Source organism: Myxococcus xanthus, assembly GCF_013116825.1.
In the GTDB taxonomy this organism is placed as follows: domain Bacteria; phylum Myxococcota; class Myxococcia; order Myxococcales; family Myxococcaceae; genus Myxococcus; species Myxococcus xanthus_B.
In genome coordinates this window covers 59,011-70,549 of record NZ_JABFNS010000031.1, presented here as the reverse complement: position 1 = coordinate 70,549, position 11,539 = coordinate 59,011, and the positions used below count along the sequence as shown (strand labels likewise).

8 protein-coding genes are annotated in these 11,539 nt (G+C 70.6%); all 8 read right to left on the bottom strand.

Annotated features, from left to right (window positions below; translation table 11 throughout):
- Positions 1-114 precede the first annotated feature (114 nt).
- Positions 115-3,039 carry an Ig-like domain-containing protein gene (locus HNV26_RS11765; protein WP_171442408.1) on the bottom strand — a complete coding sequence of 975 codons (2,925 nt, stop codon included), beginning with the start codon at positions 3,037-3,039 and terminating at the stop codon, positions 115-117.
- Positions 3,040-3,215: 176 nt separating this feature from the next.
- Positions 3,216-3,761 carry an ornithine cyclodeaminase family protein gene (locus HNV26_RS11760; protein ID WP_366816851.1) on the bottom strand — a complete coding sequence of 182 codons (546 nt, stop codon included), beginning with the start codon at positions 3,759-3,761 and terminating at the stop codon, positions 3,216-3,218.
- 29 nt (positions 3,762-3,790) lie between these two features.
- Positions 3,791-4,216: a DUF4326 domain-containing protein gene (locus HNV26_RS11755; protein WP_171442409.1), complete on the bottom strand. Its 426-nt coding sequence runs from the start codon at positions 4,214-4,216 to the stop codon at positions 3,791-3,793.
- 19 nt (positions 4,217-4,235) lie between these two features.
- Positions 4,236-4,514 (bottom strand): hypothetical protein, encoded by a 279-nt coding sequence (locus HNV26_RS11750; RefSeq protein WP_171442410.1) that lies wholly within the window; start codon positions 4,512-4,514, stop codon positions 4,236-4,238.
- Between the two features lie 102 nt (positions 4,515-4,616).
- A complete protein-coding gene (locus HNV26_RS11745) occupies positions 4,617-5,360 on the bottom strand; it encodes a class I SAM-dependent methyltransferase (RefSeq protein WP_171442411.1) in 744 nt (247 codons plus the stop codon).
- Between the two features lie 54 nt (positions 5,361-5,414).
- Positions 5,415-9,221 carry an FG-GAP-like repeat-containing protein gene (locus tag HNV26_RS11740; RefSeq protein WP_171442412.1) on the bottom strand — a complete coding sequence of 1,269 codons (3,807 nt, stop codon included), beginning with the start codon at positions 9,219-9,221 and terminating at the stop codon, positions 5,415-5,417.
- A gap of 40 nt (positions 9,222-9,261) precedes the next feature.
- Positions 9,262-10,809, bottom strand: coding sequence for a caspase family protein (locus tag HNV26_RS11735; RefSeq protein WP_171442413.1), 1,548 nt, complete (start codon positions 10,807-10,809; stop codon positions 9,262-9,264).
- Positions 10,806-11,528, bottom strand: a complete 723-nt coding sequence (locus tag HNV26_RS11730; protein WP_253816482.1) for a hypothetical protein — start codon at positions 11,526-11,528, stop codon at positions 10,806-10,808. The genes HNV26_RS11735 and HNV26_RS11730 overlap by 4 nt, the downstream gene beginning before the upstream one ends.
- Positions 11,529-11,539 lie beyond the last annotated feature (11 nt).

Sequence of the window (11,539 nt, the reverse complement as noted above, 5' to 3'; positions counted from 1 at the left end):
GGGCGGGCAGGCGTCTCCCGGTGGGGGCCGCGCACCGGCGCTTTGGCGCGCCGTGGACATCACAGGGAGCGCCACCCTGGATGGGACTCCAGGGTGGGCCCTGCGCTCACCGCGTCAGTTGCTGACGACGATGTTGAAGCTCTGCACGGCGAAGTTGCCCACGCCGTCGTTCATCCACAGGTCGATGGTGTGCGCGCCGTTCACCATCTCCCGCGTGTCGAACTGCGCCGTCCACGTCCCATCCGACTGCTGGGTGCCTACGCGGATGCCGGACATGTCGCGGCTGAAGCCCACGTTCGTCACCGGGCCGAAGTTGTCGGTGACGCGCGCGCGCACGGTGATGGCGCCGCTGACGGTGCTGCCCGCGGTGGGGCTGAGCAGCGTGGCCGTGGGGGCCTGCACGTCGTAGTTCACCCGGCGCACGAGGTTGGCCGTCATGCCCGTCTCGCTGATGACGGAGATGCCCAGCGTGTTGACGCCCGGGGCCAGCGTGACCGACGCCTGAATCTGACCGCCGCCACGAGGCAGGTTGTAGGCGGGGCCGCCGTTGACGCGCACCGTGGTGGCGGAGACCGTCTGCACGTTGATGGCGTACTGGAAGGTGTCGTTGGGCAGCGGGCCGTAGAGCTGGCCGTCCGCGAAGTGGGTGCTCACCACGGGCGTGCCCGCGTCCACCCACAGGTACAGCAGCTTCTCGGTGACGTTGCCGGCGCTGTCGGTGGCGCGCACCAGGATGACCTGGCTGCCGTAGCTGACGTTCACCGGGTGCTCCACGGTGCCGTTGCCGAACTCCAGGAGCGAGCTGTTCACCCACTGCGTCTCCACGCGCACGGGCGTCTGGTCCTGCACGGACGAGCGCACCATCACCACCGGCGTGTTCACCGCGGCGTTCTCCGCGGGCGACAGGATGGTGAGGATGGGGGCCACCCGGTCCACCGTGAGGTTGACCTGCTTGGTGGTGACGCCGCCGAAGCTGTCTCGCGCGGTCATCTGGATGATGTTGGGGCCTTCCTCCAGGGTGATGGAGGTGTGGATGAGGCCGCCGTTGCCCGGCGTGAGGACGATGGGCGCGCCGCCGTTGATGATGAACGCGGCGTAGGTGATGACGGCGCCCGGCGCGCGCGGCGTGGCGTAGCCCCAGATGTCCAGCGCCGTCTCCCGCGTGAAGGCCGGCGGGTTGCCGATGGTGACCATGGGCGTCAGGTGGGGGAACGGGTCGATGATGAGGGTGCTCGACGCCGTGCTGCCCAGCAGGTTGGCCAGCGGGGCCTGCCGCTCCACGCCGGAGTACACCGCGCGGTAGTCCTGCGCGCCGGTGACGGTCCAGCTGTCCACCGCGGGCACCCAGTTGAAGGCGTAGATGCCGTCGCCATCCGCGTCCACGTCCGCGCCCACGGGCACGCCCGCGACGTAGAAGGTGACGACGCCATGGGCAGGGCCCGGGACGACGGCGCCCCCGTTCGTCACGCGCGCCGACAGCAGGGTGCCGTTGCCAATGGTGACGCGCGCGTTGGCCGCGGGCGTCACGATGGTGGTGACGGTGGGCAGGCCCGTCACGGGCGGCAGGGGCGGGGTGTACGCCGCCACGCGCGCGGAGCCGGTGACGCCGGGCGCGCCGCCGGACGAAGCGATGAGCGTCACCGCGGAGGTGAGCGCGGGCAGCAGCCGGGGCGGCGCATGGACGGTGACGGTGACGGTGCCTTCGCCGCCCGCGGGCAGGAAGAGGGTGACGGGGCTCACGGACGCGGTCCACCCGGGCAGGCCGCCCTGGGTGCTCAGCGTGTACGTGTCCGCCTGATAGCCGTGGTTCTTCACGGTGAAGGTGAACGTGGCCTGCTGCGGCGACGGGCTGTCCACCAGGAGCTCCTGCCGCTCCGCGCCGACGACGGAGACGCGCACGCTGAAGTCACCGAAGCAGGAGAGGCCCAGGGCCGCGAAGGTGGTGGGGATGTCGAAGGTGGCCGAGCCGGTGCGCCAGCTGCCGTCGGCGGACTGCCGCGTCTTCATCCACTCAATCGCGTTGCGCAGGCGCGGGTCGGTGGCGGGCTCGCGGCCCGCGAGGCACAGCGCGTAGATGGCGCTGCCGGTGGCGAAGTCGTTGGCGGCTTCGTTGGGCAGGTTGCCCCAGCCCGCGTTGCCGGGGGACGTGCGGGTGATGAGCCGCTCGGCCAGGGTGTTGATGGCGCCGGTGTTGACGTCGTTGAGGCCGGGGCCCGCGGCCTTGAGGCCCAGCACCGTCCAGGCCACCTGGAAGGTGTAGGGCATGCCGTTGCCGGGCGCGCTGGTGTCGTTGTTGTTGAGGTTGGCGCGCAGGTACGCGGCGGCGCGGTCCAGCGCGGCCTGGTATGCGGCGGCGCGCGCGGGGTCCACGCGCTGCTTCGCCTGGGCCATGCCCGTCATGATGCGCGCGGTGGTGGACACGCTGCCGTGGTCCACGGGGAAGTGCGCGTGGTCGCTCGGCCACCGGCCACTGGGCTCCTGCGTGGTCAGCGCCCAGTTGGCCGCGTTCACCAGCGCGTTGCTGTACTGGGTGGAGACGTTCTCGTCGTAGCCCGCCAGGCCGAAGACGGAGAAGGACGTCTTCTCGTAGCGGAACGCGGTGCCCTCGTGAATCCACGAGCCGTTGGCGAGCTGGTCATTGCGGATGCGCTGGGCCAGCAGCTCCAGATTGGCCAGGTTGGTGCGCCCGTTGCCGACGACGGCGTTCATGTCATAGCCGTTGGCGCGCGCGCTCGACAGGCCGTACACCACCGCGCCCTGGCGGTGGCAGGCCACGCAGTTGTTCTCCTGCGTCCAGTGCACCACGTCCGCGCTGAGGAAGTTGATGGCCCGCTGCGTGGACTGGGTGTTCGTCTGTGTCTGCGCGGCTGAGGGAAGGGCGACGACGAGCGGGACGAGCGTCACCAACCGCAGCAAGAGCGCGGGGAGGTGACGCCAGGAGGGACGCCGGGGGACGTGAGCCATCTGAGGTCTCCGAAGGGAGGCGGGTGCCGGGATTGGCACCCCGCGCGACCTCCGGGAGGAGCGCTCCAGACGCACGACGGCGGCGCTGGGCGAGCGCTCTCTTCGCGCTTCACCCAGAGTGGCTGTTGCGGCTTTGAGAGCATCCCCCCGGACTGCGCGGCTGGAGGAATACTCCTGGCTTACTGGAACTGTCCAGTCCTGCAGGTTCCGAATGCGTTACAAGATGTGAGGGGTAGGGCTGACCCACTGGGTCATCCGTTTTCGACGATGTCGAAGGGCTGTCCGAGCCCTCGCGCCAGAGCGGTGTCGTAGAGGGCTCGAGCGAGGGCCACGTCCTGGAGCGCGAGGCCGGTGGAGTCGAAAACGGTGATTTCGGCATCGCTGGTGCGGCCGGGCTTCTTGCCGGAGACGACTTCACCCAGGGTTCCAGCGATTTGCTCGGGACGGAGGAGGCCGTCATGCAGCGGCACGTTGACCTCGCCGGAGTGGAGGGCCTGCTCGGTGTCGTCGATGAAGACGCGGCCTTCGGTGAGCAGGCGCGCATCCAGCTCCTGCTTGCCGGGGGCGTCCGCGCCCATGGCGTTGATGTGGGCGCCGGGCTGGAACCACTCGCGCTTCACCACGGGGACGCGGGCGGGGGTGGCGGTGCAGACGATGTCGGCGCCGCAGGCCTCCTGGGTGCTGACGACGCGGCCGCCCTTCTCGGCCTGGAGCGCCTTGGCGGCGGCCTCGGAGGTGTCGGCGAGCAGCAACTCCAGGCTGTCGCCGAAGACGGCGCGGTGCGAGTCGATGAGCACGCGGGCATGGCGGCGCTACATAGCGCTGGCTATGCCGGCTGTGCATCCACCCACTCCGCCAGGATGTCCGCGTGGCAGGGGCCGGGCTTGCACCAGCAGCCCAAGCGTTTGCCACGCAACATCCGCACGGCGGCGCGGTGGTCCGCGTCATGCCGGGTGCGCAGCGCCAGGTACCAGCGGAACGCGTCGAAGGCGTCCTCGTCCGGCCCCATTCGGCGCAGGGCTTCCTGGCGGATGTGCTCCTGCTCCGCCTCCGGAAGCGTCCCCAGCCACGGCGCGAAGTAGGTGCGCAGCATGGCGCCTGGAGTGCGCACGCCTCCGGGCTTGAAGGGGTTGCCGAAGCGGCCGGGCACCGGGTTGAGCGGGCTCGGCTTCGCATAGGCGCGGAAGGCCCGGCCCACGTACACGTCGCAGCCGTCGTGGACATGGACCGCCGTGGTGCGCGTCACGGTCATCGGCGTGGCCTCGCGGACGCTACTTCTTGCGCTTCTTGCCCGCGGCGGGCGCGACGGCGGGCTCTGGGGGCTTCTCCGCGGCGGCCTTCAGCGTGTCGCGCTCCTCCAGCACCTTCGCCAGCTGCCCCTCCAACTCGCTGACGCGCTCCTTCAGCGTCGCGTTCTCCTCGCGCAGCGTGTCCGCGTCCTTGCGCAGCGTGTTCGCCTCCACGCGCGCCCGCGTCAGCTCGCGCGACGACGTGCAACCCACGGCGAGGGGAACCACCGCCAGCGACACCACCGTCATCCATGCCTTCATGTGATTCAGCTCCTGGACGCCCAGGCCCAGGGCCTTGAGCCCAGTCGGCCCGGCGTCGTGGCGCGGAGCGTAGGCATGGAGCCCGCGTCACAGGAAGCCGCGTCAATTGGTTGTATCTCCAACGACACTGTCGCGGACCTCTTGAATCCAGACGTGCTCCAGGCCCCAGGTGAAGAGCAGCCGATGCTTGGAGAGGACGGAGAAGCCCGGCGCCTCCACCGGCCGCGTCACCGTGAGGATGCGCGTGCCGGGGCGGCAGGTGCGGAAGCGCTCCACCAGCCGGGCCCGCGTCCGCGGCGTCAGCGCCGTCCAGTTGGTGAAGACGTGCGTGGCGTCCTGGAGGTCCGCGCGGGTCGCGTCACCCACGAGGAGCTGCGCGCCTGCCTTCTCCATGGACTTTCGGGCCAGGTCCACGTGGTGCTGCATCAGCTCCACGCCCTGGGCCTCCGCTCCCAGCCAGCGCGCGGCCAGCAGCGTGCGGCCCCGTCCCGCGCCCAGGTCCACCAGCCGCGAGCCACGGCCCAGCCCGGCCTTCCAGAAGAGCCACACCCCCGTGTGCACCGGCATCTCGCCGTACATCAGCTCCTTGAAAATCTGCCCGCTCGACTGGAGGACTCGCGTTGTCTCGAACGAGCGCTTCAGCCGGTACGGCGAGACGCGCACTTCGCCCAGCCACAGGCCCAGGTAGGGTGGGAGCAGCCGGGGCCGGCGCAGCAGCACCAGGACGTCACCGAGCCGGGTGAACAGCTCGATGAACACGATGCTGATGCGCAGGACGACGAGCGCCGGCAGGGACATGCCGTAGTCGTCGTCCTGCTCGGGCGGGCTGGAGGAGGGCTCCGTCATGTCCGTGGAGCCCGTGAGGATAGCACCCTGCCGTGGGTTGCTGGGCGCGCCGTGTCAGCGCAAGCGCAGCAACGTGGTGCCGGAGCCGAGGAGGGGGCCTCCACCGGTGAGCACCTCGGGGACGCCATCGTGGTCGACGTCCAGCAGGGCCACGTCGTGCGGTGCGGTCAGGGTTCCGAAACAGCGCGCGGAGCCCCAGTCGGTGTGCCCCCGCGAGGGCAGGATACAGACGGCCCGTTGTTCCGGTGTCGCGACCAGGAGCTCGGGAAGACCATCCCCATCCAGGTCGCTCGCGGTGAGCCCTGCCGCGCTGCCGCCCGTTCGAAGGAACTCGCGGTCGTAGAACACGAAGTTGCTGGAGCCGAACATCGGGATCACCCCGCCCGCGGCGGACCCCGCGCACGTCACCGCCAGGTCCATGTGCTCATCGAGGTTCAAGTCCGCGAACATCAGGCCGAAGGGAGCGCAGGCGGAAATCACTGGCGTGTACTCTCGCACCTTGACCATCGAGCCGTTCGCCCGTCCCTCGAACATGACCAGCTCGAAGCTTGGGTAGGTGCTCCGCAGCACGACCAGGTCCGCTCTCCCATCCCGGTTCAGGTCCTTCAATGCGAGTTTGCTCAACGTGGAGTAGGTGGTGAGCACGCCCGCGTCCACGAAGTGCCCCTCGCCCTGGTTGTGAAGGAGATGCACGTCATAGGTGGAGAACCCGCCCTCTTCGCGCCAGGTGGTCACGGCCAGGTCAAGGTCCCCGTCTCCATCGATATCGCCAGCGGCCACCAGGTTCGAAAGGGCGCCCGAAGTCACTCCCTCCAGCGAAAGCTCCTCCGCCGCGGCGAAGGTCCCGTCCCCGTTGCCGCGCAGCAGCACCAGGGCGCGGTTGCGTGGCGTGCTCGTGGCCCTCATCGCGAGCAGGTCCATTGTCGGGCCGGAGTCGAAGCGGTCCACCAGCAGCTTCCATATGCCCGGGGGAACCGGAGCGGGGCCCCGGTGCTCGAATCCACCGCCCGCTCGGGTGAGGTGCGTCTGGACGCCGCCGTCGACGAGTGAAGCCACATCGGTGTGGCCATCGCCATCAAAGTCCCCTGTCGCGAAGAGCCAGCCGATGTCCGGACGCGTGGGCAGCTCCAGGTCCCAGATGACATGGACGGTGTGGTGCATGCCGGAGAGCACGGCCAGGTCCGTCTTGCCGCTGCCGTTGAAGTCCGCCGCCACCAGATACGAGGGGTGCATCCCCGTGGTGAGCGTCCTGGATTCGAAGGTTCCATCCCCTCTTCCTTGGAGGAGGGTGAGGGTGTCGCTGTCCGCGTGCACATAGGCCAGGTCCTGCGTGCCATTCCCGTCCAGGTCCCCCGCGATGAGGTGGCTCCAGATGCCGAAGCTCTGCCACGTGTGCTGGTGCAGCCGCACGGGCGCCGTGAAGCGGCCGTGGCCGTCACCTGGCAGCAGGTGGATGGAGGACTCCCGGTTCCCCACCACGAGGGCCACGATGTCGAGGTGGCCATCCCCGTTGAAGTCCGTGGTCACCGCATGGGGCACGGGGCCGTCAAGCGTGCCCAGGAACTCCTTGGTGAAGGTGAGGAGCCCTCTGCCATAGAAGCCATGGAGGGAGGGGCCCACGACCATCAGGTCCACCAGCCCATCCTGGTCGAAGTCCCCCGTGACGACGGCGCCCCTGGGCGCGAACGGCTCCCGGAAGGCCACGGCCAGCCGGCCTCCGCCGGTGTGGCGAAGCACGAGCAGGCTGTCCCGCTGGGACACCACGACTTCAGGCGCGCCGTCACCGTCTACGTCCAGCACGGCGGGAGGCGTGATGTCATAGGTCGAGGAGTGGCTGACTGCGTCCAGCACGGAGTTGATGACAGGTTGCTCGAAGGCGCCGTTTCCTTGCCCGCGCAAGAAGGAGACGCATCGGCAGTAGTTGGCTTCCGCCGCAATCAGGTCCAGCGAGCCGTCCCGGTCCAGGTCCGCGGAGACCAGGTGCGCTGCCGTCATGGAGAGGTGGGGGGAGTTCTCCGCCTCGAACGCGCCGTTGCCGAGTCCGCGGAGGAAGGTGACCCCGGGGCTGTTGTCGTGGCGGGCGGCGAGGTCCAGCTTCCCGTCTTGATTGAAGTCGCCGAGCGCCAGTCCATGGGACATGCCCGCGACTTCCGGGGTCACCCGCTGCACGGGGCCCGTGTCCAGGTTCACCTCGCAGCGCCGCTCCGGCGGGGTCAGCGCCACGGTGTGCGTGCGCGTCGAGGAGGCGGTGCCAGGGACGGTGGCGGTGATGCGGAGCCGTGCCTCGGGTGCGGCACCCGGCAGGTCCGTGGGACGGTTCCAGCGGAAGGTGTGGTCGGTGCCCTGCGTGGAGGTCGAAAGCGAGACCAGTCCGGACGTGCGTTCGTAATAGGAGTCCGCCGCTTGGGTCGCGCGGGTGAAGGTGCCGCTGCCCGTGGCATCGAACTCCACCAGGACGTCCGCGCGTTCCCCGTCCACCTGCCGCAGCGTGTAGGTCACCGGCTGGCAGCCACGGACCGCCGACGGCGTGTCGAGTCGGGTGACCTCCACGGGCGTGGGCCGCGACTTCACGGGCTTGCCCGCCGTGGCCGCGGGACTGTCACCCACGGCGTTGCGAGCCACCACCGAGATGGTCTGTGCCTTCGTGCTGGGCACGTCCTCCAACACGGCGCCGTGCTGGTCCGCGCCCACCGCGATGCGCCTTCCCGAAGGTTGAGCCACGACGGTGTAGCCGGTGAGGCGTGAGCGTCCGTCGGACACGGGGGGCTCCCACGCTACGGTGAGTGAGCGCACTCCCGGTTCGGCCTGGACGGAGGCGGGCGCGCCCGGCGGTGCATGCGTTCGCGCGGAGGCCGTGCTGCTGCCAGGTCCCTGGCCCACGTCGTTTCGCGCGGACACGGTGAAGGTGTACTCGGTGTCGTCCTGGAGGCTCGTGAAGGTGGCTTCGCTGGCCGCGCCCTCAACCTGGTGCGTGGTGCCACCGGGCGAGGCCGTCACCACGTAGCCGGAGACAGGCAGGCCGCCGGTGTCCTCGGGCGGCTGCCAGGAGACGGACACCTCGCGCACGCCGGGCGAGGCGGCCACGGACACGGGCGCGCCGGGCAGGGCGGCGGGCACCACGGCGGCGGACTCGGCGGACGCGGGGCCCGCGCCCACGGCGTTCACCGCGTGCACGGTGAAGGTGGAGGCCGCGCCGTTCGTCAGCCCGCTCACGGTGGTTGTCAGCACGGGGCTGTCCGTCGCGACACTCGCGCCGCTCGGGTGGGCTGTCACCACGTAGTGAAGAACGGAGCGCCCACCGTCGGACGCGGGGGCGTTCCATGTGAGACGCACCTGCCGGTCGCCTCGCACCACCCCGAGCGCCACCGGCGCGGTGGGCACATCCGGCAGGTTCACGGAGTCCACGCGCGCCGCGGGGCTCACGCCCACGGCATTGTTCGCGGTGACGGTGAAGCGGTAGGTGCCTCCGGCGCGCAGGCCGGTGACGACTGCGCTGGTGCCGTCCACCTGTACCTGGATGCCATCATCGTGAGGCTCGACGCCCACGTCGTAGCCGGTAATCGCGCTGCCGCCATTCTGCGCGGGTTCGAACCAGGTGAGCGTCACCGTGCCTGGGTCCGTCATCGCGGACACCTCGCGCGGTGCGGATGGGGTGGTGGGCTCGGGCGGTTTGGGCGGCCGGAGTTGTTCACACCGGGAGGCATCCGCCACGCACACGTTGGCGTCGGGGCAGCACGTCCAGCCGTCGGTGCAGGGACAGGGGCGCTCACCCTCACTCACGGGGCTGATGCAGCCGGAGAACAGCAGTGCGCCGAGCAGCAGGCTCAGGACGCGGGAAGGAAGCCGAGGCGATGTCTTCATTTCAAGCTTCACAACGAAAGACGCCCGCGCGTTGGACGAATCAGAATGCGCCCGTGAGGCCCAGGGCCGCGCCATCCGAGCTCAGGGTGGCCAGCGGCACGGTGCCCGAGTCGGGCCACAGGAACAGCAGCGCGCCGCTCAGCACCGCCGCGCCGCCCAGTCCGTAGAGCACGCCGCTGGCGGTGTTGTAGGTCCGGATGCGGCGGTTGTTCGCGGCGGCTTCCTGTTGTGGAAGCTCGGGCGAGACGCTGCTCCGGATGTCTCGCGCCTCCAGCGTGGCCCAGATGCCCACGCCCGTGGAGGCCACGCCCAGCGCCAGCGCGCCCCAGCCGAGCTGTCTCCGGAGACTCCCAGTGTCCGAGGACTCCGTCAGCGTCAAAGGCGGCGGCGCGCGGAACTCGAAGCCCGCGACGGTGTCGCTGCCGAAGGGCAGGGTGAAGATGTGCTGGAAGGCCGCGTGCGCGGCGCCGCGGGAGGCGACGCGGGGCGCTTCGGCGGAGAGGGACTCCAACTGCACGACGTCTTGCGCGGTGGGGAGCACGTACTCCTGGGCGTCATCACCCACGCGCCGCAGGAAGACAGGGCCGCGCGGAGGAGGGCGCAGCAGGCTCAGGGACTGGCCCGGCGCGTTGTGGAACTCGGCCAGGCGCACGCCGTTGGCGTCCTCCAGCAGGTAGTGCGCGCCCTGGGTTCCATCGACCTCGAGCCGCCGCTCCATTCCCGGGCGCAGGTCCACCAGCAACTCGGAGCCCTTGGGCGGCCGAGCGTGGAGCTGGGGGCGGAAGCGCTCGTTCGGAATGGCCGCGTTGGCGCGCTCCACGAAGGCGGCGATTTCGCGGTAGCTCACCTGCCCGTCACCGTCCGCGTCCGCCGCGCCGAAGAGGCCCGAGCGCACCTCGTGGTTGAAGACGCCGGCCTCGAAGGCCTCCCACTCGTGGCTCTCGCGGGCGGACGAGGTGGACAGCAAGAGGCCCACGTTGTCCGCCAGCGCCAGTCCCACCGCGCGCGTGAAGCCCGCGGGCAGGGGGCGCCGTTGTCCGCCGGGCCCGCGGCTGTAGGCCAGGAAGTACGAGTAGCACGCGTCGACGATGAGGTGGACGCGGTCGGCGCCGAGCCGGTCCACCACGTCCGAGGACAGCATCTGTCCGGTGAGGGGGCCGTCCTCCAGGCTGACGTAGCCCTCGCCGTTGCGCACGTTGCCGTGGCCCGCGTAGACGACGTAGGCCACCGTCTCCACGCCCCGGCTGCGCGCGAGGGCGATGTCCTCGCCCAGCTTCTTCACGGAAGACGCCAGCTCGGGGTGCTTGGGGTCCAGGGCCTCGGCGGCGGCCTGCGGGTGCAGCCGGCGCGTGTTGTCGTCCATGCGCGCGAGCAGGTACGTGCGCGCGCCGAGCATGCGGAACAGGTCCAGGTAGCGCGCGGCATCGTCATCCGCGAAGCGCAGCGCGGGCTGGTCCGGTTCATGGCTGCGATTGACGCCGATGATGAGCGCGAAGGATGCGGTGCGCGGCGGAGGCGTCGCGGCCTGTGGCGTGGCGGCGCCCGCGGCCACCGGCAGCAGGGCGAGGAGCAGGGCGGCGAATCTCATGGGATGACCTGGAGCTGGAGCGAGGTGGCGTCCGCGCCAGCGGGGAGCACGGCGTCGAGGTCGCCCTGCTTCACGAGCGCCTCCATCTGCTTCACGGTGAGCGGCGACTCCAGGAAGACCGCGTGGAGGGTGAGGGTCCCGGGCGCGAGCGGATGAGAGATGGCTTCAGGCAGCTCGCGCAAGGTGTCGCCCGGGGGGATGGGGATGGCCGAGGGGTCGCTCGCCGGGTCGGTCCAGCTCGGGTGGTACCAGTAGACGCGGCCCGCGGTGTCCCGGGCGAAGACCATGAGGAAGCGGTGGGCGTCGGGGTTGCGGAAGGCGAAGGCCAGCTCCTGTTCGGGCCGAAGTTTCAGGCCCAGGAGGGTGGTGTGCCCGCCGGGCGCCACGGCATAGGCGAGCAGCCGCGCCTGGGCCGCCGCATTGCCCGCGCCCCGGGCGGTGAAGCCCGCGTCGTCGGTGGACATGGAGGGCAGGCGGACCACGAGCAGCGCGAGGCAGGCCACCGTCATGGGAACCAGCGCGAGGTGCCACCAGCGCGGCGCGTTGGCGCGCGTGTCCGATGCGCGCCCCTCGGGCGACGGCAGCGCGGAGGCGTCGAGCCCCAGTCCCCGGGCCAGCCGTGTCCGCGCGTCCGGGGCGGAAGGGTCGAGCCGGGCGAGGAGGAGCTGGCGCTCGTAGCGTTCGCGGCAGTGGGCGCAGTCCGGGAGGTGCTCGCGCATACGCCGTTCGT

What these genes read in the sequence shown, in the direction of transcription:
- HNV26_RS11750 (WP_171442410.1), bottom strand. Translation starts at nt 4,514, where the DNA reads ATGAAGGCATGGATGACGGTGGTGTCGCTGGCGGTGGTTCCCCTCGCC.
- HNV26_RS11735 (WP_171442413.1), bottom strand. Translation starts at nt 10,809, where the DNA reads ATGAGATTCGCCGCCCTGCTCCTCGCCCTGCTGCCGGTGGCCGCGGGC.
- HNV26_RS11730 (WP_253816482.1), bottom strand. Translation starts at nt 11,528, where the DNA reads ATGCGCGAGCACCTCCCGGACTGCGCCCACTGCCGCGAACGCTACGAG.
- HNV26_RS11740 (WP_171442412.1), bottom strand. Translation starts at nt 9,221, where the DNA reads ATGAAGACATCGCCTCGGCTTCCTTCCCGCGTCCTGAGCCTGCTGCTC.
- HNV26_RS11755 (WP_171442409.1), bottom strand. Translation starts at nt 4,216, where the DNA reads ATGACCGTGACGCGCACCACGGCGGTCCATGTCCACGACGGCTGCGAC.
- HNV26_RS11745 (WP_171442411.1), bottom strand. Translation starts at nt 5,360, where the DNA reads ATGACGGAGCCCTCCTCCAGCCCGCCCGAGCAGGACGACGACTACGGC.